Raw genomic sequence first — 23,724 nt, 5'->3', positions numbered from 1 at the left:
GAATGATGTCATGATACTCGGTTTGATTCAGGGGAGGGGAGCAACCCGGGCAAACAAGCCCGGGCGCAGGCAGCAGTTATTCGAGACCCAGTGCAACGTGATCGCCATCATCAGAAAGGCGAATGAATAGCATCTGCGTACCGCCGCTCAAGCCGAACTGGAGATCCCAGCCTGGGACAGAAGATGTCTCGCATTCACGCACATCGATGACCTGGTCACGGTAGAGCAAGAAGCGTGTATCAGACTTGTCATCTTCAGCGACGTGGGCCATCTGATCAGCAAATTTGTCTTCGAGGTCGAACCAGCTTTCCAGCCAGACCTTATCAGAGACCAGGCTGATACCGCAGGCGGATTCCGCCGTGCCGGTCACAGCCTCAGCGACTGGTTCTACAGAAGTCATATTAAATACCGCATCAACTACCAGTGCCTGCTCTGAGGTCGCCGGGTAGATACCTTGCAGATAAACGCTATTGCCGTTCACTTCGAAGCCGTCTTCAAGACTGATGTCGTCATGATCAACGTCATAAACATCCGCGAGGTTGCGAAGACAGATCAGGTTGGCTTCATCTTCGTTCTCCGCTTCAATGCGCATCAGTGGCAGTTCGCCACCACTGGAGTCGGATTCATAGTAGTGAACGTAGAATACATTTTTCTCTTTGCTGGTGGTCATGGCGTTGCCCCGTGTTGTTCGTTTTGTTTACTTATAGTCTCACGGGGTATTCAGGTGACGAAGGAAATCGGGCATAAAAAAGCGGGGATTTAACCCCGCCAGTTTTGATATTTATAATTATGCCAACATGTAGTTCCAGCGCAGTTATTACTTAGGCCTTGGGCCTTTTCGTGTATTACTTTTTTCTGGCTCTTCCACCGACTCTTCTGCTGGTTTTTCCACCGACTCTTGTGTTGGCGTTGTAGTGGCTGCGGCTGCTGCTGCGGCAGTAGCGGTTGAATCGTCATAATCAGTGGTAGCAGTAACATCACCCGATTCAGTCATATGGAGAGTGACAGTGACAGGTTTGCCATCAACAGCAAAATTGAGACTAACTGAACCTTTCATCTTCAGTAAGAGTGCGGCCCGGGTATATCCATCGGAAAGTTTTAAACCAACAGAAGCTAAAGCATCAGCAATTTTGTTATGAATATCGTTGCTCATTTTCATTCCTTAATGTGTGTGTATTAGCGGAATATCAAATCATAAGACTTCAACTGAAAAAGGGTCAGAAGTGAAAAGTTATTTTCTATACGTATGATGGCACAGGAAGGTGGGGTGACGAAGAAGAATAAGCAAAAAAAAAGCGGGGTATTATCCCCGCAAAACTACACACAGCAATTCAATAAAACAACTTCCAGGGGGGCGATGCACACATCACAACTTCGGTCTGTCAGACGGGAACCGGCCTTGGGCGCTTGTATCCCATTTGACGAAAATTTGGTTTTAAAACCGGTAAATCGTTACTCTTTCTTCCTGCTACCCCGGTCTATCACCGGGGTAGCGGAGTCCGCCATTCTCGGCAGCGCCAGCTGATCAGATTACATAGACTCAGATTTAAAGTTACGCGTTCGCATATAACCTCCTTAGTGTGGGCCGGTTCACTGGATTGTGAATTGTCAGTAACGCTAAATTTGTAGACTTCAGGTCTACAGCCTGGCTTATATAGGCAGGCGCGGCAGTTTTTTAAGAGTTTGAACGTAACGAGAGCATTTACATAAATCCTCCTTTCTGTAGCTGACCAGATTTAACGTCTTTGTCTATTCAGTGAACCATACCCTATTCATGTGACGAAGGTTTCTGAGTGTAAAAATACGTAATAAGCAACGCTATTATCGCTAATTCTAAAAATAGGGCGAATTAAAATACCGGCAAAACGCGGACGTTTATACCGGTATTATTTCTGAGCTGCTGGTGCAATATCGCGAGGTAAGCTGTAGTCAGCGCGGCAGGTACTTAACGGCTAGGCTTGCTGGTGGTTAAGGCCTCATCCTGCGCCAGCAACGTGATCACATCCCCGGCAATCTCCGGGCGGATACCAGGCGATTTATGCGCGGCATGGGCCGCGACAGCCAGCGGTCTCCAGTTGAGTGATGCTGCAATACGTCTGATCTCTTCAATAACCCGGAATGTATCGCTCTCCAGCGCCAGACCCGCACGGGCGGTATCGAAAGATACGCGCTGCGCCGAAGTGAGCGGCGAGTGCTTCTTCAGTTCTGCGGTGATGATACGCTGCGCTTCAGCACCGATTGACGCGCCACCTTCGACGACCCCGGTTAAACCGACGAGCTTACCTCCATCACTGCGGCTATTATCGTCTTTAACCCTGGGTGGCGGGGCCAGGGCGGTCAGATCCACGTCCTGCTGTAAGAGCTCCAGCAGGTCAGCCAGCATATCGGGTTTAATCACACCTTTTAAACCCGCTGCGCGTTTCGCTAGGCTGACAGGAGAACGGCCCAGGCGGGCGGACATCGCAATAAGGCAATTAGCCAGAACAAAGAGGTCATCAACCCCAATCAGTGGCGCACACTCTTGCCTGAACGTCTGATCATCCCGGAATGCAGGAGCTGGTGGGGCCGGTTTAGGCGTTTTGGCCTTTGCCTGCGGCTTGTCATAACCACGTAGGGCTTTTTCTGCACTGTCTGAAACCTTACGGATGCTTTGCGTCAGATCATCACCACCTGCCAGGCCTGCGGTCAACTGAAGCATATAATCGAGCCTGCCGAGCATGTCAGGGGAAGCAAGCCCGGTCGCTATCTTCTGGCTGATGTCGTTAAGGTTGCTGAGTATACCACCGGCGATTTTAGACGGAGGAGTAACAACCGCCTGGACATTATGGCTGGTATGAATTTCCCGCGACACCAGGGTGAGGACTTTGCGCCAGTCAGGTTGTACACCAGCATCAAGCGTCTCAAGGTGGCTTATTGCATTTCTCAGGCTATCCCATCTGGATAGCTGTAGAGGGTCACCGTTCTGCTTTCCTGATTTCAGCCACTGAACGAGGTAGACGAAGTCAGATGTAGCTGAGGCCACCAGCCCGGCAATAACGCGCTCTCTTGCTTGAGGCGTTGTAGGGTTAGATCTTCGCACCGGCAGACGGTCATTTTTATGTGCCGTTGGTCTTTTCATTTCGAATATCTCAACTTGGTTCCATCAACGATAACTCCGCGCCCGGGAGCCAGACAGCATGAAACAATGTATTTACCATGTTTGATAAAAGCGCAACCGGCAGCGCCGTCAAAAAAATGCTATATGACAGCGCTGGTTAGAGCAGAAAGATTCAGGGAGGTTTTACATCTACTCTCGATCATCTGTGAGGAAGAGATGCAGTTGAGTCACAAAGGCATCGAGATAAGGGGTATTTCTGGCATTGTCTGCAAAGTTCATTTTGGCATTGGTGTCGTCGTATACATGCATCCAGCCGCTGTTTCTGGCAATACGACGTACATCAGTATTTGCCGGGTAGAGTTTCCCAATAGCTTCACGCAGACCTTCAATTTCTGAGATCAACTGCCGGGCATTCGCAGCAGGCTCAGGAGCCGATGGGACGAGAACCCGGAATTCAGCGGTTTCCGGCTGCATCTTAATCACTTCAATGACTTTGTCCCGGGCAACGGAATTCCATTCAGTAGTCATGCCGTTGTACTGGTTTCGGATGCGGAACTGGTAAACCGGCTGCTGTTCGTTAACAAGCAACCAGGCATCGGCAAGTGCAAGATAGAACGAGACAGGCCGGTTTATCATCTGGTGTTCCTGAAGGGCTTTTTTATAGCTATGGACATCTTCAGGAAGGACATCAGTGATACTGGAGGTGAATTTTAGCGGATCCAGTGGACAGACCGGGCCGATAACCCTAAGCACAGCAACAGGATTATTACCATCATCAGTAAACCAGAAGTCATTTTCTGGGCCGATATTGAGCCTTACATCTGCGGTCTGATTCTCTGCGAGAACGGCCTGCACCCGACGACCGTTCTGCCACCAGCGTGGTGTACCTTGCATACATACCTCGTACAGGAAATTAGCCCGAAGCCCACCTGCTGGTGGGCGGTCGGAACACAAGTCTACTGAAGGTACTGCTCTGCCTGAGCAATACGAGAAAGAGTACCGGCATTCGGTTCAATCATCTGGATACGTCGGCTGTCCTCCAGTAAACCGGCAATAAGGTGCTTGTCGGTATATGGGGCATCGTCATCCCCGAGCATACGGCGGATAGCAGATAAATCGCCGGATGGAACCGGGTATACCGACTCAATAAAGAGCTGGTCACCGTGAGGATTCTCCCACTCATATGGGGTTTGGGCGGAAGCAGCAAAACCCGAATCATTCAGACGTGCGAAATCTTCAAGCGCCTGGAGGCGGGCCGCAGATTCATCGGTAGCGTAGATTAGGATCATTCGCGCCGTCTCAGGCGATGAGCAGAACAGCAAAATGAGAAATGGCAGCATGTTATAGACTCCTTCAGTTTGCGACTTGTTGAGCTGGCGGTGTGGCTACGCTAGTGAGTTGCTTAAGGCGAATGTTCAGCTCATGAATTACATCATCGCGTTTGCGCCAGCTGGTGGATGGTAGAGCCAGGAGCGCTTCAGCTTCGGACACGGAGAGACCGGCCAGGTGAGCTTTCGATGAAATCTCTGCGTTATATAATTGCTTCAGCACAATCAATGAGTGCTGGGAGGATGCAGCCATCATCATGAAATGGCGAAGCACCGCACAATAGATTTGAGTAGACATATTAAGCCGCCTCGTTCAATGCGTGAGGTAATGATTAATGGCATGTTCAACATAGCCAACAGATTTACCCACCAGGTGTGCAAGCTGCTGCACATGATGATGGTGAACTTCACGGCACGGGCCAAATGAAGTGGTGTAGCGATACCAGAGGCTGCGGCCTACAGAAAAAAGTTCTTTCTCTGTCTGCGGGCGAACTGGATAACAAACAGGACGTGCAGATGTAGTGCGACGAACGTTATTTCGTACTTGATGAATTGCAGTATTCATAAATCACCCCGCGTATGTTTTTCGTTTTGTTTACTAACTTCAGTTAAACACACGCTGGGTGGCTGACGAATAGAAAATCCATAAATAAATGAGCTAAAGATTTAAGCTCTTTATGAAAGAATTATTCTGGGGTTGGAAACCAGATAATGTCCGAAATAGGCTTATTGCCCGTCAGTAAAGCGAGGCTGGAATGCAGTTCTTTAACGACCTGCTTATTATCCTGCGTTTGCTCAAGTGCGGTTATAGCCTTTAGCAGGGTATTTGCCACAGATGCTTTAGCATATGCCTGCGGTGAGCCGATTAGCACCTGACGCATTAGCTCCGCATTGTTAGAAGCCAAATAGCCTTGCTCCTCGGAAATTCTTTCTGCATCGGGTGCTGAAATAACCAATGCGGCAAGTTCGTGATCGTTTGCATAGTTGATAACATCAGATAGCATTTCGAGAGCTGTGGTATCTGTCATGATAAAGCCGTCAGCTACCCACTGAGGAGCAACATCGAAGCGAACTACCCAGGAATAAGGTTTAACGTTTGACATACAGAGACCTCATTAAAGAGAGATATAAGCGTCGGGATTTTCTTCAACAGAAAGAAACTCAATATCTTCGAGATGCATTCCTGCATTACGAATGCCTACCTCGGATAACCACGACAGTATTGTTTCATGATCCGGTTCACCAGAAAAATCAACAAAGGCTGGAAGAGCCCAGTCGGGTGTATAGCCAGCGCTATACATTACAGTGGCAGTAAAGCGCCCAATGTGGGGAATTTTGAAAAGGATGGATGCCTGCTCAGGGGTATTAATTACCATGCCGTGATGATAGACGACATCCCAGTTTACCCCATGCTCCCCTGTATTTCCTCGATAGAGATGGTGGCGGTCAACGGCCCAAAGGACACCTTCGCTATCCAACCAGCAGAAATAATTATTATCTGGGGATAACGTGATCCCAAGGTTCATTAACTCCGCCACCAGCAAGCAAGGGTTAATATCAGTTACAGTTTTAATAATCGTCAGCCCCATCTCGGTTCCGGTAGTAACTGTCAGTACCTTGGAGGCACTGATCCAGAATTGATAACCTGCTTCTTTAGCCTTCGCGATTAAATTAAACATTGTTGCTTCCCATTGAATGGCAGTTAGGTCAATAACAACATGAGGCTGGTGGGTGACAAACAGGGAATCTGACGATATTTCAAGAAAGAATTTAGCGATGAGAAATGCAGGGGGAACAATATGGTCTGTACTTGCCAGCGCTTCGCTCGGCCAACCCCTCGACAGCCCGAAAACAAGTTTCGGTCTGCCTCACGGTTATCTACTGACAAAGGCGGGGATTATTCGGGGTACTGTATGAACTACACAATTTCAATCGGAACAAAAGAAAGCAGCAACCCCTAAACAAATGATTGAGAGTAACCAGAAAAAGGCGAGTACTACTACAGCGCTTAAAGATAGTGGAACGGTTTTTGATAGCATAACGCCCATACCTACACCAAATGAACATAGTGCGATAGATCCTAATTTCAATTTGCTCTTATACGAAATTAACATTGGCTTCTCCTCAAAATAGGTGTGGTGCTTGCCAGCGCTTCGCTCGGCCAACCCCGAGACAACCCGAAAGCAAGTTTCGGTCTGTCCCGGGGTTCCGGGTAACGGCCAGACTTACCGCAGATCTTCTTTAGCGTTAATCATATGACATATGAATAAGAATTAATCACGATACAACTGGATAAAACTCTCCACACGGGTTCCATCACAATAGCTCGGCCAGGCGTTCATCACAGGTAGTTCTTCTGTTGTGAATCTTCCCAGTGCGAGAGCTACAGAATACCAGACCGGGAAAATCGTATTGGCTGATGTCATATTCCCATTGTTGATTAACTCATAGAGTCCGCGTCCATTAGCCCATGCACTTTCTGGTGTATCACCGGCAAGGTAGTTATCCACCCAGATGGATGGTGACAGAGCCTGACCTTTCGCCAGTCTCGCTAACAACTCGTACCACTTCAGATATTCCGTGGTTCGCAGTGAGAGAATCGGGATTCCGCCACGTCTTAACAGTGCTGCCGCAGAACGTGAGTCTACCGGTGCGGCAATTCTATCCAGGTGGTTACGGGCTTGCTTTATCCGTGCTGATATTCCCGCAGGGCTCACTCGGGAGATGTATTTCTCCACCGTCTCAGTAGCTTCAGCGATATCCGGGGCCAACGAACCATCAACATGGAGGGGACATAAAACAAGGCCGGTATCATCGTGAGTCACCCAGGCAGAATTGTCAGTCGGGTTCCTGACGATAGACAACGACTCACTTTGACCCAAGATCGTTAACCTGAATGACTTAAGCCTTTCGGCTATCCAGCTGCCTCCATCACCAAAAACCTCAATGCGCTCGTGACTCATACCGCATCACCTCTACAAGTGCTTTACATTCAGACCTAATCATAACGGCTTCCCCGTTCGGAACAAAATCAGGGCATAGCCAAACCATACTCAGGAAATTTACAGATATGTCGATCTACAAAACGCGCTCAAAACGCTCAGGCGCGTTTTAATCAATCCGATCGTGAAAATACCAGGGGGATAAGCTCAGAATCGTTCTGAGGCGATTCTGGCGTGGTTTTATCCCAATAACGGATCCTTTTGCGAATACAGATCGGTTTACAAGGGAATTTGGCTGGTATGAGACGGAGATGATCCACTTTGATAATCTGAGCGATAATTTGTTAATGGTTTCGTTTTGTTTACGCGTGTATCGGGAGGGAAGTTATTCCGAACGAGGGTATCGACTTCATATTGTCCGTTTCGATAGCCGATCACAATTTCTAAGCGGTACTCGCCGCGACAAAAACCCCCGGAGGAAAACCATGTTGGTTATTCACTTTTGGTTTTCCCCGGCGATTAAAACCAGGGCAACCTCCGGTTGCCCATAAAAACCCCCGGAGGAAATTCATCTTTCCTCCGACATCGTGCGGTTTGATTATTACCATGCTCAACCTCCCGATGTAAAAATAGAGAAAACCGACGCTATCGCTTCCGCTTTGTTTACCTTCCATATTCGCGCCCGCGAAATAGTCCGCTGCATTCCCACCCGATCATACCCGGGCGAAAACACTCGCGATCATATTGCGATCATCCTGATTCATTTCCGCCGCGATAAGTCCGCTATCGCCTGAAGGCTCACTAACAGATCGCCTGAAGGCTCACTAACAAAAATACCAGGTCATCGCCTGGTATTCATGTATATCCGTTATGTTTACTCCAGAGCGGTTTGTATTTCTAAAGCTGTTTTCTTAGGTGAGTTATTCGAAGTGAAAGTGCCTGCCGAATTGCACGGTTTTTTCGTAACTCATCACGCAACCAAATAAGCTGACCTTCATACAGTTCGATAAGCGCAAGTTCTCGCTGGCTTGCATCCTTAAATTTCGCTGGTGGATATGATTCGCCTTTGTTGAGAGGTAGGTATTTGGGAACGACACGATCAATGCCTCCACCAGCTTTGCGCAAAGGTGTCAATCTGGCCCAGCGGATCCTGATAGTTGTTCCTTGCCTGGTTACGTTAAAGCTGTACCGTGCCTTCTCGTCATCAGCAATAGCTTTGTCCCAGTATTCCTCCCGAAGACTATTGGCCTCGTTAAACAGAAGTTCTGCGGCTGAATCAACCGCATCACGAGCCTTTTCCAGATCATTGATGTACCCGACGAGTTGCATAAAACCACCTCGATGTTTTTTGATTAGGACTTAACCCCAAAAAAGAGAATCTCTATTATTACGCCAGAACTCTATGTTTCTGGAGAAAGAGAAAACTCCTTTTCAGGTTCGATTTTTAGTTTTCAGTTCCAAAACAGGAAAGATTGATTCTCCAGTTAAGTATCTTTCTGGGTGTTCTCATTTTTTGCATGTTTCTGGAGAATACAATGGCAATCTGGTGATTGAGCTATTAATATCTATCTGTACGGGTACTTTTATCAAGCCATTTTATTTTAATCAAGCAGTTTGCCAATCTCTATATGATATGGCAGAAAACTACGTTTCTGGGCATTTCTGATTTTTAATAGGTTTCTGGGGAATATAATGGAAACTTACTTCCCCTAATGTAGAGGCGATTAACGGGATGACGCCCACCGCTGCACAAACCTCTTAGTAAACGATTATGTAGAGTCGCTATATGATATGGCAGAAACTTATGTTTCTGGCTTTTCCACTTTTTGTTACCTTTCTGGAGAATACAATGGCAAACGCAGCTGAAACTTCCATCACCTCCCTCCGTCTTCAGGATCAATCCTAAATCACAGTAACTTCATAGTGATTTATGTCACATTTTGTAGGTATATATACTAGTTTGAGAGAGTTTTTTTGGGGGGGAAGTGAAGGGGAGATATGCATATTTAAGTGAAATTATAACTTGTGCTTAAGTAAAATTTTCACGAAGTGTACCCTTGAGTAATCGCCACAACATACCTTAATTCACCTCACCGAAGCATGTGTTTTTAGTATATATACTCCGCGAAATCCCCAGGCGGAAAGCCAATCTAAATGTGTTGCCCTCATACATTACCACCTAATTTCCTCAGTCTGATTTAGGTTAGGGGTTAAGGTTTTTAGGGCCGGATTTAGCCATATATGACGTCCAGTTTCATGCAGCATTTATGTACATATCTGACATTTTAAACGTCCGTATCTAGCCATTATTAATGTCAAAAATGGGGACGTTTTGCCGATAAAAAAAATGGTAATCGATGATCGTTTGAATACCATGTTACAACTTGTTAACGGTTAATTCCCGACGTTGACAGAGGGAGGCCACCTTTCTTTACGTTAGTGCGAACCCCTTTTTGGCGCTCAAATGTTATCGGAGTGGCAGTAATTCATTTTTAACTTGCAGGGTTAACGAATGAGCAATGACAAATTGGTTGTCTGCGGAATTGATATTGGATACAGCAATGTAAAAATTGCTGTAGGGGATTCAGCGGATGACAAACCCACAGTCAGTATTTATCCGGCCTACGCTACGAATGAGCCAGTAGATGATGTGCGGCTGGTAAAGCGTAGCTGCGAACATGAAGTGTTGGTGTACCCAGGAGGTAAAGAATGGCGGGCTTTTACCGAACGCCCCGATGCGCGTGAGCTGCATGACCGTTACCACATGACAGAAATGTACCTGGCACTATATCTGGCCTCACTGGATAAAATCACTGCTAAAGCAGGCAATGAAATCGACCTGGTAGTAACTGGTTTACCTGTCCGTCTTGCTAATGAAAGTGAACGCGCGAAACTGACTGCGAGGCTCACCGGTACGTTTACTATTGCGCCAGGAAAAACAGTGACTGTTAAAAAATGCCTCGTTCTTCAGCAGGGCGTTGGTGTCATCAATGACATCGTTAACAGACCGGGCCTTATCAGTCAGGAAGAATTAGAGAAGTCGACCATTCTCGTGGTTGACCCTGGCTTCTTCTCGATGGACTACATCGCCTTTAAGAGCGGAAGCAGGGTATCAGGCTCTTCAGGTTCATCATTAAAAGCAACCAGTGCAATTATCGAAAGCATTGTGAACCGCCTTAATGCCGATAACCCGGAAGAGCGAATTGATGATCTACCAGAAATTATTGAAATCGCTCTCCGTAACAATGAGCAGTCTTTCTTTAATGGGTTCCGCCACATTTCCCTACGTCCTCTGCTTGAAGAAGCTATTCCCTCCATCGCCAGTGATGTAGTCAAAGAGTTGCGAAAATCGACAAGGGTTCTCGGGCCAGTCCATATCATTGCAGCTGCCGGTGGTGGGACAAGGTTCTACGAACAGACCATACGAGAAGAATTCCCCCGAGCCAGGATCGTATCGAGCCCGTTGCCTGTTGCCAGTAATGCCATTGGTTTCTGGAACTATGGCGTTGACTTGATGCTTTACGGCGATGATTGAGCAAAGGGGGTTTCATGCAAGTTCGAGTGACGATTAATCCAATACTGTTTCCAGAGCTGATTAATTATCTGGAATCAAAACAGTCTGGCCAGCGCAGCAGTTCACTATTGGCGCTGGCAAACCGAGCATTGCTAGCAGGTGACAGTTTTATACCCGGTATCGTCCGTGAGACTTCAAAAAAACGTAAATCAGAACAGAAGAAATCAGTCCGTGGGCCGAATACAGAAAATGAGACTGGTCTGATGACTAGTCAGAGAGACGGCCACTTACCCAAAGTAAATGAGGACACTGAACCAAAATTTCGTCACGTGGTTAGCAACGATATAGTCAATACAGGCCCGCCATTTTGTGTGGGCAGTGATATTCAAGAGTTCGAAGTTAAAGATGACCAGTTATCGACGGCGAACCTTACCAGTAAGCCTGAGATTGCTGGAAAAATACCGGATCCCAATCCTGGAGATAAATCGGGCGTTGGGGAGACAGGCGACAATCAAGATAGCGGCGTTAATGAAAAGGTTACACCAAGGCGTGTTCGCATAAGTTGATGCCGTTGTAGGGTTTGTGGGGAGGGGAAATGCAGATAGCAACGAAGAGTTTGGTGCTCGCTTTACTATGTGCTGCTTACTGCACGAGTACGAACGCCAGGCTTGTAGATCTTCGTGGCACTTCTTGGGAAAAGCATTCCCAGAAAGAGTGTGGCCTCGATCCGTACCTTCTCTACGCGGTGGCACTCACCGAGAGTAAAAATAATGCAGGAACCAAGGGGTATGTTGTTCCCAGCCCCTGGGCATTGAACAACTATGTTTATGGGTCGTATTACCCGACAAGTTATGAAGATGCAAAGAGAGCGCTAGCCCGCTATCTCTCAGCCACTCCGGTAACAGATATTGGAATCGTTCAAATTAATTTTCGTTGGAACGGACAGTATGTTAACCATCCTGAAGAACTCCTGGATGTCGATACAAACATCCGAATCGGGGCAAAGACTTTGTGTGCAGCCATCAAAGCTAACCCTGGCGATATAGAACTGGCGATAGGTGGATACAACACTCAAAACCCTAAGTTGGAAGGCAAGGCTCGTGAATATGGTCAGCGCGTATTACGCGTATGGAAGAGGCTTATCGAAAATGATTAATCAAAATTTGTATTTTCTACAGACTGCCATCTCAATTATTACCCGTGCGCAATCGTTGTATAAAAGCCCTTTTGAGTTAGCAGAAGGAGACCGGGAATTTTTGATAGAGAAATCTAATCAGGCCAAGCTCGCTTTATCGATGGAGAAGTATGACTTGCCCATCTTTAATATCTGTCATGATCCCGAGCGCAAGATATCTACTGAGGTAGAAAAATTCGTTCGTCATGACTCATACATCCTACGGCTTGCCCTGCTGGTATTCAGTGTTCGTGTTTTCATTAATACGGGGACTGTTGCCCAAACGTTCTACTGGTTTGATAATGAAAAAACCGTACAGCTTGTCGAACGTATGGATGATGCACAAACAATCGATGCAATCATAACCGGCAAAATATATTTTAAACCTATTCGTCCATTTGCCGATTTAGTAGATTGTGACTTCAGTACAGTTATTGGAGCCCCCAACCCAACCTTAGAATTAACAGGTTACTTACAGTCGCGCTATTCTCATTGGAGTAATTGATTATGAAGGCTGCTCTTGTCCGGGATGAAGATAAATTTGCTTTAACACAGAAAATGGTAAAATTAGGATTTCGTAGAAAGATCATTGTGCATTCGCTTAATGCAAGTGACCGTGTTATTGATTTTTTGCGAAAAGAGTTCCATCTGAGTGATGTATCAATCGGACGACTTAAACATTCAGAGACGCTGCTCAATACGACACATAAAAAGGTTGAGGCAACCAATTTTATGAGCATCTATCTGCGTCGTTCGAAAGACCCAAACAACAGTGACAACATCGTTGATGTGGTGAGTGCGTTCGAAATCTACCGGGAACTAAACCTTAAATTCCGCCCGGAAGAAGCCTCGAAAATGATGATTGATGCCAACGAGGCCTGGACTCTTGCTCGTGATTTTCGAGCTGAAGAAATACGTATGGTAAGGTGTTACCGTTGCGATCTTTCATTTATTTCACCGCAGAGTTGTGACCGTCCACGGAAAAAACATATTTGTCCGTTCTGCTCTGATACAGAAGCTGAAAATGAAAGCTCGTAAGTGACTAAGTTAAATTTCATAAAAAAGCCCGTTTTAACGGGCTTTTTTATTGCCTGGATACTTCGTCACGTGAATGAGTCGGGTTAGTATTGAATAACAAACCTACTGGTGTCCCAAGGAAAATAAAATGAAGAAAATCTCTGGTCTTGCTTTGGTATCGCTGATGTTAGTTGGTTGCGCGGCTTCTCAACCACCAGCTATGCCGGTTGACAGCAATCCATCTGATGCTTTGAAATTTGCCCGAGCGATGGATTTACGTCAGATCACCGATGCTGGCGATCAATACCTTATCTATAACGGTTTCGCGTCCAATGGGCAGCTTGTCCCTCTCAAAACCCCGGTTAAGGCTGGTGAAAAAGGTGTAACCAACCTGGGAGGTAATGGAGTGGCCGATGTGGCTGCGGGCTTCGCGACACACACATCTTTCATCCCTGTGCTGTCTGTTTTAACGGCCCAACAGCCTACTGCTATTGTTGATGGCGTGGTGCGTGTCGCGTCATGGAACGGTAAATCTCAGGAAGATAATGAGCGTGAGGTCAATGCGATTTTCTGGAAAACACTAACCCGGATGGATGGATACAAAGTTGGTGGGATGTGTGAGGGGAAAGGCGGTGCTGTTGAAAATGCAGTTCGTCGGAAAGCGACGAACGGTGATTGGGTATCGTATGCTGATATAGCTCCAACGTTGCCGAAACCACCTATCAGCACCAGCGGTCAGGTGACATTCATTATCGGTAATGACTGCTTCAACCTCTATGCAACACGAGCCTCTAACGTAGGTCTGGTTAAAGAAATGAGTAAAGAACTGGGTGCTCAGCGGGCTCTGTTCTTACCAGGCTCTCCTGAACATGAACCAATGGTATTCAGTGACGGTAAGCAATACCTGTTCAGAAAGTAAAAAAAAAGCCCCGACATAAAGTCGGGGCTTCTTATCCTGCAAAGCTATTGAGTTTTCAAAACAGCCTCTGTGCTAGATTTCGCCGCATCAACATCGATACTGTCAACACCGCTCTGGAATCGCTCCAGGGAGTTCTGGCGAGATCCATCTATATTCAATACGTTTCCTTTACCGGTTATCTTATCCAGATTTATTTCCGACGCTTTAGGTAAAAGTTTCGCCTCGTAAAGTGAACCAATCCACTCTGACAAATCGAGTTTGTTAAAATCAATCCGTCCAAATTCTTCTAACGTCAGTGGTCGACAATCCGGGTTCTTTTTATCCCCCCAGCCGATACCTAACATTGGTCTCCCTTGTTCCTGAATGATGCGACCAATCTGAGAATCAAACGTGCAATAACTTGACCGTTTCTCGATACAGACACCCAGAAACTTTGTTTCACACCAGCTGGATATATGCACGGCCAATTTTGTTTCTTTCTTAACGGCAAGCTTAAATTCATCAGGAGTACAAGCCCAGATGATGTTGACCAGTATATTAGCAATCTGGTACGCCATGTAAGCATATCCAACCACGGATATTGCCGAAACAATAGTTGACGACAATTGAACAGATGTAGCCAGGCCAGACGATGTTACGGCTGCGCCACCGCCAGAGGCCGCACTTTCAAATATCAGATTCGTCGCAGCAGGGCCGAAGGTATCAAGAGTCCATTGAGCAACTTGTTTCGTCAGCGCTCCTATAGCCTGATTCATCAAACCGGACAAACCTGCTTCTGTAGCTTGCTGAGCCGCTTCAGTACCTGCCGACCCAACCAGACTGTTGAAAGCGGAAATAGCTGGTCGAGTTATTGTATCGATGGCATTAGTCATAAGTTCGGAACCCATGTCAAAAATACCTTTTCCCTGTTCGAACATACCGGCTTTTACAGAGACAGCATCAGCAATTTTTAGAGTGTAGTAGGACAACTGCAAATACTGAATCCAGCTGACATCTACGGGCTGATCACAACAATCCACCCATCCCCCCATCGCCGATTTACATTGTGCAGACTCACCTTTAAAAAGAGTGCAGGAACGGTTGGTTTCGTCAGTATCATCGCCACACTTCATTTCATTCAATGCGTAAGTTGCGGCCTGAAGAGTTGCAACTGCTTTGTTGAAATCGCCGCTTGGTTCAGCAGAAGGCTGTAGGCAAGACCCATTAAGGCATTGCACAGCGCCAGGACAAGTATAGGTATCGGTGGAGGAGGTATTGGGTACAACGACATCCGTTCCGCAATCCCATACCTCGGTTGCCTGCCAGCACCCATTTTTGTCACCCTCCGCACCTGTTATGCAAGTGGACTTAATGAATTTACATGCAGTGTTTGCATCGTACTGCTTGCAAGTATTGTTAACGCCACCGTCGGTTCCGCAGTTGGAAACTACCGTTGCAGACTTACAGAAAGGTGAGAGACCTCCGATCGGCGGCTTAGCAAGCTGGTTTTCGCAGATACGTGCGCCATTTATGGTTGCGCACCCATTTGCATCAGGAATGACTGTCTCGCGGCAGGTTACCGTGTAATTCTGGCAATACCCGGCGTTGATGGCCTTCAGCAACGTATCGAATTGTTCAGGTTTATCAACAGTCCAGGCGTTATCCGAGATAATTTTGTTTGGGTCAAAGTAAATATAAATGAGAGCATAACCTTCGCCGCTGCCAGTCACTGACACACGGTTTTTGAAATTAAGAACGCCATTTTGGGGGGTATTTCGGATTTGTGCTGTTACATCTACATTAATCGACTGATCCCAGCTTGTTTTTAATTCACAGGCTCCTGATGTCTCTGGCGGGAAGACGTTTAAACCTTTTGGCCCTGCCCAAACCAAACTACCCCTATCTGTACCACCGACATAAATCTGCATGTAATCATCCCATTTAGCCCTGATGATCTTGGCGCTGGTAACTGCCTGGGGATTGTAGACAGTGACGGCCATTGCCTGTTCAAATATTGTGCAGTTGCCGTCCCAGTAGTTATCACCGACAGTCCCGAGCCAGAGTTCGATGCAGTTAGTGCCGCAAGAACCGATGTTCGCCGCGCCACTATAATGCGAGAGCATACCGGCAACGTAAGGATGGTAGAGGGTGAATGTGCCGCTGACACTTGTGGTACGGGTACATTCGCGATAATCAGGGATATGGTTGACGGTGTCCTTATTCGTCATGGTCTTGGTCATAGAACAATCACCAAGATCTTGCATGTACTTATCCTGATTCTCCAGGAAGTCTTTATGGCCATCAAAGATGGAATCATCAGGTTTAATGTTTGCTGTAGTTTTCGTTGAGCCCACCAGCGTTCGGTAAGCTTCGCCGCGCAGTGAATTTTCGGTTTTCAGATTGGCGTTGGTTGTATTGCCCAGTTTTAGCGTGTTGCTGTCATCTCCGTAGGTTCCTTTCAGGCTATCCAGTGAAGTTGATGAACCTTGATTTGGATAAGCAGAGTTCAAATCAACGGCCTGGCCTTTTCCATACTGAACCGTACCATTTGACGTAGCTGAAACTTGCGGCAGTGTTTTATAGAAATTAGTGGCAGATGTAACGTTTTCCTGGGTCGTTGCTGAAAAGGCATACGGCACGTAGGATACAACACCAAGGTGACATAACATCGTTATTGTGCAGAGTGGTCTGTAAAACCATTTTTTGCGGAAAAGGTTTTTCATTCTATGATCACCTTTGTCGTGGTTACTGATTATGAAATCAGAGATCTCGGTAACTAAATTTCGTCAGCCAGCATTTCTATGCGAAGCTACTAAAATGAAGGATTAAGCAGGCAGCGTATTAAACAGACTGGTTTCAGACAATAAAGAAGGACGGCAAAACGAGGGTGTTTTCAGCGTCTTGAATATTACCGACTGGAGGTACTTATGGACATGTTTGGTATTACTGGCCTTATCCCATTATCGGGGCCAAGCGATTCAGATTATGGTGGTGGAAATGGTAAGAGGGGACGTGGAAAAAATGGCAGAACGTTCAAGAGCAAATGTGAGCGTATGTGGGAGTTTTATATTCTGCTCTATTCTTTACTGAGCCTTCCTGTCGTATACATGTTCGTGACCACATAAGAGCCCTGCAAGATTGCAGGGCTTTATTGCGAATCACTTACTCGATGAAATTATCATGTCGTCATTTCCACCACTATGACCTCCATTGTTCTCTTTATTACGTGGATGCACAGGTACATACTCCTGATGCGACTGGGTTGCACGTGCAGGTGGCGGATCACTGAACATTGTACCTCCGTTATTTGAATCACTATGACCACCAGCGCCTTGGGTATTAATGTTTGTTGTCTCAGACCCACCATAGTTTGAGTTCTGGTTTAAACCATTATGACCTTCAGCACCTTGGGCATTAACGGTCATTGTCTCAGCCTCGCCGTATCCCTGGTTGTGGGTTCCCATCGCGTAAGGGACGCCATCACCCACAGCAGAACCTCCATTTGATGCCTGATGCATCCCTCCAAGGTTGTTGGCCATGCCACCGGTGTTGTATTCGTGGGTTTGGCGATCGGTATTCAGTGCAGTAGTAGCCTGTTGAATAATGGAGCCATCATTGGCTGAACGGTCTAAACCGGCATTATCAATACGGGCTGCAATACCACGGGCAAGAGCAGTATTTCCGCCCATAACCGTTCCATTGTCATTTTCACCACCCGTCGCGAGTTGAATACGTGCCATCATGTCACTGCGGGCCTGGGAAAGTTGTTGCTCAGACGCTCCAGCTTTAGTCATGGCGTAGTAGTTCACAATAGAATCTCGCGCCGCTTCGCGGTTTGCATCTCCACCAAGCGGAATTTCCCCAGCGATGGTTCTGGCCTGATCATGTACCTGTTCATATACCGGGCTTTCTTTGAACGCATTACTGACATGAGAAACGAGTTTATTAAAATCGCCAGTAATACCGCCAAGATTATAGTGGTTGTTTTCGAAATCATTTGCGGCGGTGTTACCCGCTTTCGTCATGACTTCACCCTCATTTCCCTTGTGAATTTGCTCAACTGCACCGCTATTCTGTCCCCCGACAGTATTAACCTGGCCTTGCCCATAACCATCAGACGATGACGCATGTGCTTCACCAAGCGCTCCGTAAGATCGGCCTGTTACTGCATTAACGGAGTTGCCAACGTCCGCTGCACCAGCAACTGCGCGGCCACCAGCGCTTTCAGCTCCACCACTCACGCCACGGTATTGCTCAGATGCAGTTGTCGTCAGTACTGGGCTGGAATCAGCGTTAATGAACCCGGCTTTGGCAGCTACTGCACCGGCAACACCAAGTTCACTGGCTGCTTTGAATTGAGCAAAGGTATGCGCGTCTTCGTGAGTCATACCTAAAGAGGTCAGGCTCGCTGCATCACCGGCGATTTTGCTGGACAGTTCCGGGTGCGCCGCGAGGGTTTGAGTCAATGTTGCTTGTGCATCATGATTACGACCAATGGCTGTAGCAAGTTGCGCAGCATTCATTGTCTGGCCCATTGAGGTACTTGAAACGAAGGAGTTTGCTTCCTGGAAGTTCTTTTGTGCGGACTGCATTCTTTGATTTGCCTCAGCAAAAGAACGAGTCGATTGAGAACTCTCACCTTCTTGCGATAAGGACTGGTACATCGCACTTGCTGCGGTATTGACGATGCGTGACTGGGTCGCACTGTCTATTTTGTGCGACGAGGCGCTGTCTGTAGAACCGTACTTAGCACTGTTGTCATTACTCAGGCCACTGCTTTCTGCCTCTGAACGTGACATTCCACCTTTAACACCAACACCAGCACTTGAACTTCCCGCACCGCCACCGACACTCACATCACCTTTGGCGATAGAGACAAGCGCCTGCATATCAGAAATACCTTGTTCTTTAGCCACAGAACTGACAAGGGCACGATCTGAGCTGCTCAGGCTGGCAAATGCTGCATTGGAAGCGTCACTATAAACTTGCGAATGTCCACCAGAATTCATGTTACTGGCCACCTGGCTAATCATTGCTCCAGATTGGGCAGTCAAGGAACTGGATGCTGAATCTAGTTCTTGCTTAGCGCTGGACAGGTTGTGAGTAGCGACCTTTTTCATGTCAATGGCAGGGAGAGTGCCAGAAGACCCACCCATGATAGTTCCTTGTGTTGGGTTAAATTCAACATCGGAACCACGACTGTTTATCGCAGGAGCGTTGGTGACATCAGGTGCGAGAGTTTTAGTATCGGCAGCTGAAGGTGCTGCTGCTGAGCTTGCAAGAGAGTTAAAGGCAACAGAACTGCCCCAGACAATGAATCCACCCAGGGCCGGGATCATCGCGTATAAATTACCAGCAAGACCTATACTTTTTTGAGTCTCAAACAGGAGCTGATAAAGCTGAGCAAAGCTAAGTCCGCCAGAACCCGAACTGACAAGAATTTGGCTTGACGTATCACGGATACTGTTTAACACATACATGTTGACGACCGCTGCGAGGGGAAGCCAAGTCCATGTCCAGATGATAACGAGGAAGTACTTCATCACCAGTCGCAAACCCATAATACCCAGACCGAAAAGGAAGGCCATAAATGGTGCGAGTGCGTATATTATTCCCTGGAAAATCGGCATAAATGAACCCATCCAGCTCAAGAATGATGAACCAGAAGAAGACCATTGGAATGCCTGTTGAGTCATGGTTTGGGCGCGAGTTACAGCAGCAGTACCACGAAATGAGCTTTCGAGTCCGTACATTGGCAGTTCCCTGAAATGAGGGTACATGACCAACATCAATTGGAAATCACGAATATCAGTGCCACTTATGTTGAAGAAATTCAGTACTTCCTGGGCTTTTCCTGAACCTGAGCATGGCGCACCACCGCAAGTGCGCCCGGATGCGGTATAAGAGCTGGCAAAAGCTGAGTCCAGGCTAGAAGCGTTCTGGGTAGCGAGTCCTTTAAGTTTCGTGTACGCGTCAGAACAGGTATAAAGTGAGCCCCCATTTGAAGATTCTTCAGTACTGGTAGACCAGCCGCTACGTACATTGTCGTAAATAACAACCCGCTGGAAGGAATCGTTCGAGGCTAGCCCTGATACACCTTGATTAGAGCGATACATTGAAGCAAAGGTTTTAGACCCACGAATAATATCGTTGCCTACGCAGTTCTTCACATAGTTTGAAACGCTTGCGTCCAGATCACCGTAAGCACCAGTTTGACCCGTCCAGCGCATTGGCGTTTTCAATGTGTCGTATAAAGTGGCCAGAGTGAAAAGGGGATCCAGAGACCCATACTCAGTCATGCTTGGGACAGAAAATGCCTGCTCCATCTTCTCGGTAGTTGCATACCCAACAGTAGACAGTACAGATGCGGCAACGGCTAATCCCGCTGGTACATTATCAACAGCACGAAACTTACCCGTTGTAACATCTTCAATGTTGGTGCGCATCGATACACTGAAAAACAGGTAATACATCACGACGGCCACACACATATGAGAAAGGGATAATGATTTCCCGGCTGATATAGCAGCAGCAAGCACGACACAAATTACACCAATGAGTGCTGAAATCCTAAACAAGGATCCGTAAGTGCCATCATTCAATAACATGGCAACGGAATTGAATATATTATAAATAAATTCAATGTTGCCAACAGTATATACGTTCCATTCACTCATATTAAGTTACCTTGTTAGAGCGAGCCATCAAGAGAACCTTCAGATTCATAATGAACCTGCGGAAGCGTTGTCATATAGTTGCTGAATGATTCAGGTATACGGGCCTCGCCACCATAACGGGATATCATGGCGTTATAGGAGACATACAGATTTTGCCTTGCCTTTTCGATTAGCTCTCCAGCATCCTTATAATAAACTGACGCCGATTTATCATTTTCCTGCTGGAGCCGTGCGCCGGTCGCAGCAGCCGTAAGCATTTCGCTGAGGTAGTTATAAGCAGCTGAATAGGCTATGACAGGAGATAGTTCACGTATATAGGAATAAGATGCGGCTAAATCATGACGTGCAATTTGAGTCGCTTTACTGGTAGCACCAGCTACGTTGTAGTAGTTTGCTTGCCGTAATTTAGCATCCCCAGGGTTTGAACCAGTTCTGGCCGAGCTCAAATATCCGTTATCGATAAAGAAGAGTGTGATATTGGCAGCGAGACCTTTAATTATTTTGGTCTGTTTTTTGGGATTCTCACAAGTACTAGTCTGACCTGAACAAGACCAGAAATCGAAACTATCATCACCATTTATAAAAGAATCCAGGACATTTGAAGTTGCGAGTGGAGCAATCCTAACCACACTCTTTTTAGCTGACCCATCTTTATCTGTACCCAACTGGCTACCGACGATGATGGTGCCGGTCATAGACATAATAAGTTCTTTTTGCTCATCTTCGGAGCCGATGAATTGATTACTAAAGCTACCATTCTGGAGCAAACACCACACAATGTTACCGTAATCGTCACATGCCTTTCTTTTCCCTGCCTCTTGTTTTTGTACGTCGGGTGCTTTACCACCACCCATATTGCCCCACATGGCTTTAAATTGGTCTGAGAGGCCATCAGAGGACAGCTGAGAAGATACAGCAGCCTTTGCACTGTCACCAAATGCAGAGGCAGTGTCGACTAACAACCCCTTCGCTAACTGACACGAATTTGCGGTCAGATCGTTCATCTGCTGGATGATTGCCTGCATTTTCGAAATAGCATTATCCAGAACGGCATCCATAGCGTTCAGGGCCAACTGGAAAGCTAGACCGGCAGCATTAGAAGCAATATTACGTAGCATCTGGACGAACTGATCAGCGTTGATGAACGAGAATGACCCGCCGAAAAGGTCTATCCCTCCACATCCTCCCGACGCAGAAGGGAGACTAATACTAATAGGTGTCAATGTACGGAGCTTATTACGTAGAACAAATCCGCCACCGGTATATCCATCACGTGTAACGCTCTGATAATCACCGGGAGCTGTAACATTCGACATAGAGCCGAACATACTGTCTAGCTGAGTACTAATGCTGGTGGCCTCGCATTGAAAAGCTGTCAACCCGGAGAGGCAGATAGAAATTGCAAGAATGTTTCTACGGAATACATTCTTTATATTATAGTTGCGCGAAATCTTCATTTTTCCCCCGGGTTATTAGCATTTGGGTTAGGTGTCGAACCGTAGCCAGCTTTAGCTTGTATATATTTGATAAACTCATCAGGTTGTTGAGTTAGGTCTTTAGGCATGTCATTCAGAATGTTTGAGTCGATATAGCCGGTATCGTTATATGGCAAGGTGCTCTTATATTGCTGGTCAGAAATGATCCCTGCATCGTGGGCAATAAGGACTGTTCTTGAAATTAACTGGTCTGCACTGATAGGCCCAAATGAGACAATGCGTGTTGTAGATGGCGGGATTGCCAGAGCTATCGCAGGTGCGTTTGATATTTGGAGCTTTGATGCCTGGCCAGAATCAGGCCTCCAGTCCGGGTAAATATTCCCTGGAAGAGGTTTACCATCAAGTGAAATTGGGATGACCTTCATGTCTGTCATGAAACTAAACGTATTCATAACAGAAGCTTGCTTTACGCATATGGAGCAGTTTTCCCCACGGAAGAAGAAAAACAATCCTGCTTTTGTCGCTACGTCTTTTATGACCGTTCTCGAATTGTTTTCAGCTTCATTCGATTGATCCATTGCCCCAAATGTTGAGGTTGAGCGGCGGCTATTCTCATCTATGAGGGGGTCGGTAGAAGTAACCAACCTAGCCATATCAGTAAAGCGGCTGGCTTTATCCAGCATAATGCGTTGGGCCAGAAAATATGCCCTAACGTTTTCTTGGGTAGGATTGTCGATGGCCTGGTTGCGTAGTTTCTGAATGTTTTCATTAAACCAGGCTACGGTGAACGGAGCCGGGCCGGGCTTTTCAGTTGCGGCAGGTTCTGGAGTCGACTCCATAGGTGTTTGAGCAACCTGTTTAGGCGTTTCTTGAGGCGGTAAAGTCGGCGGAGGAGGTAACTTCACTGGCTTTTTCTTCACTGGCTCAGGTGGCGATTTACGCCAGAACCAACCTTCCTCTTTTCCATTCAGAAATGCCTGACCACCAGCGAGGTCGTCACTGGTGGTCTGAGGGGATTGAGACGTTGGGGTGTTACCCTCATCCGCAAGAACTGAGGTAGAAAAAGCAAATCCCACTAGCAGGGGAATAATGATTTTAGTTAAAAATTGATATTTCATCGGAATTACCCTCGGAAATTATTCTTGCGATAGACTCCGTCCAGAAAAAGCTATTTTTTCCACTAAAGACCCTTGCACTTTCAAGTTGGCGAGTTAATGCATAATGCCTATATCTGACCTGTCCTATACGTTTGGCTACACTATCCGACTTAACACCAATTTCGGAGCAAGCCTCATCGAGAGTCATGCGTGTTCCATATTTACGCAACAGCTCATCAGTAACTATGTTCTTAGGGTCGTCGTTAACTAATACCGCAGGGATTTTGTGTGCTGGCATAAGCATTGCCCTGTTATGAGAACATTTAAGTGTCTTCATAAAACTCCCTTATCAGAAATACGGACGGCATTACGATTAGTTTGCCATATGGGTTAAAATAACAAGTTCAAAAATGGCAACGTTTTGACTGTAAAAATCAAAAGTAATTTTCATGTGCATCCGTTTTGTTTACATGATTTGAAATCAGCAAATACAAAAAAACCCAGTCCGAAGACTGGGTTTTTCTGTGTTAGCTAATTAAAAGAA

General features: G+C 46.7%; 23 protein-coding genes. 7 read left to right on the top strand and 16 right to left on the bottom strand.

What is annotated here, in order from left to right; all coding sequences use genetic code 11:
- Positions 1-76: 76 nt before the first annotated feature.
- From HV302_RS27195 to mobI, 11 genes are all read right to left on the bottom strand, one after another.
- Complete coding sequence (locus HV302_RS27195; protein ID WP_007372267.1) at positions 77-670, bottom strand: hypothetical protein; 594 nt, start codon at positions 668-670, stop codon at positions 77-79.
- 147 nt (positions 671-817) lie between these two features.
- A complete protein-coding gene (locus tag HV302_RS27190; protein ID WP_007372266.1) occupies positions 818-1,153 on the bottom strand; it encodes a hypothetical protein in 336 nt (111 codons plus the stop codon).
- Positions 1,154-1,945: 792 nt separating this feature from the next.
- Positions 1,946-3,118, bottom strand: a complete 1,173-nt coding sequence (locus HV302_RS27185) for a hypothetical protein (RefSeq protein ID WP_048213837.1) — start codon at positions 3,116-3,118, stop codon at positions 1,946-1,948.
- A 168-nt stretch (positions 3,119-3,286) separates the two neighbouring features.
- Entirely contained in the window at positions 3,287-3,991 is a 705-nt protein-coding gene (locus HV302_RS27180) for a hypothetical protein (protein ID WP_007372263.1), read from the bottom strand.
- Between the two features lie 62 nt (positions 3,992-4,053).
- Entirely contained in the window at positions 4,054-4,437 is a 384-nt protein-coding gene (locus HV302_RS27175; protein ID WP_007372262.1) for a hypothetical protein, read from the bottom strand.
- 13 nt (positions 4,438-4,450) lie between these two features.
- The gene (locus HV302_RS27170; protein ID WP_016241565.1) at positions 4,451-4,723 is read right to left on the bottom strand and encodes a hypothetical protein; all 273 of its coding nucleotides are present in this window, start codon (positions 4,721-4,723) and stop codon (positions 4,451-4,453) included.
- Positions 4,724-4,738: 15 nt separating this feature from the next.
- On the bottom strand, positions 4,739-4,990 hold the full coding sequence (locus HV302_RS27165) for a hypothetical protein (RefSeq protein ID WP_007372261.1): 252 nt from the start codon (positions 4,988-4,990) through the stop codon (positions 4,739-4,741).
- A gap of 121 nt (positions 4,991-5,111) precedes the next feature.
- Positions 5,112-5,528 carry a hypothetical protein gene (locus HV302_RS27160; protein WP_016241566.1) on the bottom strand — a complete coding sequence of 139 codons (417 nt, stop codon included), beginning with the start codon at positions 5,526-5,528 and terminating at the stop codon, positions 5,112-5,114.
- Positions 5,529-5,540: 12 nt separating this feature from the next.
- Positions 5,541-6,104: a hypothetical protein gene (locus tag HV302_RS27155; protein ID WP_007372259.1), complete on the bottom strand. Its 564-nt coding sequence runs from the start codon at positions 6,102-6,104 to the stop codon at positions 5,541-5,543.
- 594 nt (positions 6,105-6,698) lie between these two features.
- Positions 6,699-7,388, bottom strand: coding sequence for a hypothetical protein (locus HV302_RS27150; protein WP_009652897.1), 690 nt, complete (start codon positions 7,386-7,388; stop codon positions 6,699-6,701).
- An 876-nt stretch (positions 7,389-8,264) separates the two neighbouring features.
- A complete protein-coding gene (mobI, locus tag HV302_RS27145; protein WP_016241569.1) occupies positions 8,265-8,696 on the bottom strand; it encodes a conjugative transfer protein MobI(A/C) in 432 nt (143 codons plus the stop codon).
- A 73-nt stretch (positions 8,697-8,769) separates the two neighbouring features.
- Here mobI and HV302_RS27140 point away from each other — a divergent pair, with 73 nt between their 5' ends.
- The 7 genes from HV302_RS27140 (at position 8,770) to HV302_RS27110 (ending at position 13,991) form a co-directional block, all read left to right on the top strand.
- Complete coding sequence (locus HV302_RS27140; RefSeq protein WP_128297794.1) at positions 8,770-9,033, top strand: hypothetical protein; 264 nt, start codon at positions 8,770-8,772, stop codon at positions 9,031-9,033.
- 846 nt (positions 9,034-9,879) lie between these two features.
- Complete coding sequence (locus tag HV302_RS27135) at positions 9,880-10,902, top strand: ParM/StbA family protein (protein WP_007372253.1); 1,023 nt, start codon at positions 9,880-9,882, stop codon at positions 10,900-10,902.
- A 14-nt stretch (positions 10,903-10,916) separates the two neighbouring features.
- Positions 10,917-11,447 (top strand): hypothetical protein, encoded by a 531-nt coding sequence (locus tag HV302_RS27130; protein WP_016241570.1) that lies wholly within the window; start codon positions 10,917-10,919, stop codon positions 11,445-11,447.
- 29 nt (positions 11,448-11,476) lie between these two features.
- The gene (locus HV302_RS27125; RefSeq protein ID WP_016241571.1) at positions 11,477-12,037 is read left to right on the top strand and encodes a transglycosylase SLT domain-containing protein; all 561 of its coding nucleotides are present in this window, start codon (positions 11,477-11,479) and stop codon (positions 12,035-12,037) included.
- Positions 12,030-12,560, top strand: coding sequence for a hypothetical protein (locus HV302_RS27120; RefSeq protein ID WP_016241572.1), 531 nt, complete (start codon positions 12,030-12,032; stop codon positions 12,558-12,560). Before HV302_RS27125 ends, HV302_RS27120 begins: the two co-directional genes overlap by 8 nt.
- Before the next feature lie 2 nt (positions 12,561-12,562).
- Positions 12,563-13,093 (top strand): FlhC family transcriptional regulator, encoded by a 531-nt coding sequence (locus HV302_RS27115; protein WP_007372252.1) that lies wholly within the window; start codon positions 12,563-12,565, stop codon positions 13,091-13,093.
- A gap of 127 nt (positions 13,094-13,220) precedes the next feature.
- Positions 13,221-13,991 carry a hypothetical protein gene (locus HV302_RS27110; RefSeq protein WP_007372251.1) on the top strand — a complete coding sequence of 257 codons (771 nt, stop codon included), beginning with the start codon at positions 13,221-13,223 and terminating at the stop codon, positions 13,989-13,991.
- Between the two features lie 44 nt (positions 13,992-14,035).
- Here the strand turns inward: HV302_RS27110 and traN are convergent, their stop codons facing one another.
- The 5 genes from traN to HV302_RS27085 all read right to left on the bottom strand — a co-directional run bounded on the left by traN (position 14,036) and on the right by HV302_RS27085 (position 23,517).
- Positions 14,036-16,693: a conjugal transfer mating pair stabilization protein TraN gene (gene traN, locus HV302_RS27105; protein WP_007372250.1), complete on the bottom strand. Its 2,658-nt coding sequence runs from the start codon at positions 16,691-16,693 to the stop codon at positions 14,036-14,038.
- Positions 16,694-17,128: 435 nt separating this feature from the next.
- Positions 17,129-20,647 (bottom strand): conjugal transfer protein TraG N-terminal domain-containing protein, encoded by a 3,519-nt coding sequence (locus HV302_RS27100; protein ID WP_007372249.1) that lies wholly within the window; start codon positions 20,645-20,647, stop codon positions 17,129-17,131.
- A 14-nt stretch (positions 20,648-20,661) separates the two neighbouring features.
- Complete coding sequence (locus HV302_RS27095) at positions 20,662-22,104, bottom strand: conjugal transfer protein TraH (RefSeq protein WP_009653894.1); 1,443 nt, start codon at positions 22,102-22,104, stop codon at positions 20,662-20,664.
- The gene (gene traF / locus HV302_RS27090) at positions 22,101-23,201 is read right to left on the bottom strand and encodes a conjugal transfer protein TraF (protein ID WP_007372246.1); all 1,101 of its coding nucleotides are present in this window, start codon (positions 23,199-23,201) and stop codon (positions 22,101-22,103) included. Before traF ends, HV302_RS27095 begins: the two co-directional genes overlap by 4 nt.
- A complete protein-coding gene (locus HV302_RS27085) occupies positions 23,179-23,517 on the bottom strand; it encodes a hypothetical protein (RefSeq protein WP_024196083.1) in 339 nt (112 codons plus the stop codon). The genes traF and HV302_RS27085 overlap by 23 nt, the downstream gene beginning before the upstream one ends.
- Positions 23,518-23,724 lie beyond the last annotated feature (207 nt).

The sequence above is a fragment of the Citrobacter sp. RHBSTW-00859 genome, assembly GCF_013729795.1.
Classification (GTDB): domain Bacteria; phylum Pseudomonadota; class Gammaproteobacteria; order Enterobacterales; family Enterobacteriaceae; genus Citrobacter; species Citrobacter braakii.
Note: the sequence above shows the minus strand (reverse complement) of the source record. Positions and strands in the feature narration are given on the sequence as shown.

Excerpts from the sequence above, each read along its gene's own strand:
- traF (WP_007372246.1), bottom strand. The coding sequence starts at position 23,201 with ATGAAATATCAATTTTTAACTAAAATCATTATTCCCCTGCTAGTGGGA.
- HV302_RS27125 (WP_016241571.1), top strand. The coding sequence starts at position 11,477 with ATGCAGATAGCAACGAAGAGTTTGGTGCTCGCTTTACTATGTGCTGCT.
- HV302_RS27150 (WP_009652897.1), bottom strand. The coding sequence starts at position 7,388 with ATGAGTCACGAGCGCATTGAGGTTTTTGGTGATGGAGGCAGCTGGATA.
- HV302_RS27165 (WP_007372261.1), bottom strand. The coding sequence starts at position 4,990 with ATGAATACTGCAATTCATCAAGTACGAAATAACGTTCGTCGCACTACA.
- HV302_RS27170 (WP_016241565.1), bottom strand. The coding sequence starts at position 4,723 with ATGTCTACTCAAATCTATTGTGCGGTGCTTCGCCATTTCATGATGATG.
- HV302_RS27155 (WP_007372259.1), bottom strand. The coding sequence starts at position 6,104 with ATGTTTAATTTAATCGCGAAGGCTAAAGAAGCAGGTTATCAATTCTGG.
- HV302_RS27100 (WP_007372249.1), bottom strand. The coding sequence starts at position 20,647 with ATGAGTGAATGGAACGTATATACTGTTGGCAACATTGAATTTATTTAT.
- HV302_RS27175 (WP_007372262.1), bottom strand. The coding sequence starts at position 4,437 with ATGCTGCCATTTCTCATTTTGCTGTTCTGCTCATCGCCTGAGACGGCG.
- HV302_RS27135 (WP_007372253.1), top strand. The coding sequence starts at position 9,880 with ATGAGCAATGACAAATTGGTTGTCTGCGGAATTGATATTGGATACAGC.
- mobI (WP_016241569.1), bottom strand. The coding sequence starts at position 8,696 with ATGCAACTCGTCGGGTACATCAATGATCTGGAAAAGGCTCGTGATGCG.
- HV302_RS27110 (WP_007372251.1), top strand. The coding sequence starts at position 13,221 with ATGAAGAAAATCTCTGGTCTTGCTTTGGTATCGCTGATGTTAGTTGGT.
- HV302_RS27095 (WP_009653894.1), bottom strand. The coding sequence starts at position 22,104 with ATGAAGATTTCGCGCAACTATAATATAAAGAATGTATTCCGTAGAAAC.
- HV302_RS27180 (WP_007372263.1), bottom strand. The coding sequence starts at position 3,991 with ATGCAAGGTACACCACGCTGGTGGCAGAACGGTCGTCGGGTGCAGGCC.
- HV302_RS27190 (WP_007372266.1), bottom strand. The coding sequence starts at position 1,153 with ATGAGCAACGATATTCATAACAAAATTGCTGATGCTTTAGCTTCTGTT.
- HV302_RS27160 (WP_016241566.1), bottom strand. The coding sequence starts at position 5,528 with ATGTCAAACGTTAAACCTTATTCCTGGGTAGTTCGCTTCGATGTTGCT.
- HV302_RS27120 (WP_016241572.1), top strand. The coding sequence starts at position 12,030 with ATGATTAATCAAAATTTGTATTTTCTACAGACTGCCATCTCAATTATT.
- HV302_RS27085 (WP_024196083.1), bottom strand. The coding sequence starts at position 23,517 with ATGAAGACACTTAAATGTTCTCATAACAGGGCAATGCTTATGCCAGCA.
- HV302_RS27195 (WP_007372267.1), bottom strand. The coding sequence starts at position 670 with ATGACCACCAGCAAAGAGAAAAATGTATTCTACGTTCACTACTATGAA.
- HV302_RS27140 (WP_128297794.1), top strand. The coding sequence starts at position 8,770 with ATGTTTCTGGAGAAAGAGAAAACTCCTTTTCAGGTTCGATTTTTAGTT.
- HV302_RS27130 (WP_016241570.1), top strand. The coding sequence starts at position 10,917 with ATGCAAGTTCGAGTGACGATTAATCCAATACTGTTTCCAGAGCTGATT.
- traN (WP_007372250.1), bottom strand. The coding sequence starts at position 16,693 with ATGAAAAACCTTTTCCGCAAAAAATGGTTTTACAGACCACTCTGCACA.
- HV302_RS27185 (WP_048213837.1), bottom strand. The coding sequence starts at position 3,118 with ATGAAAAGACCAACGGCACATAAAAATGACCGTCTGCCGGTGCGAAGA.
- HV302_RS27115 (WP_007372252.1), top strand. The coding sequence starts at position 12,563 with ATGAAGGCTGCTCTTGTCCGGGATGAAGATAAATTTGCTTTAACACAG.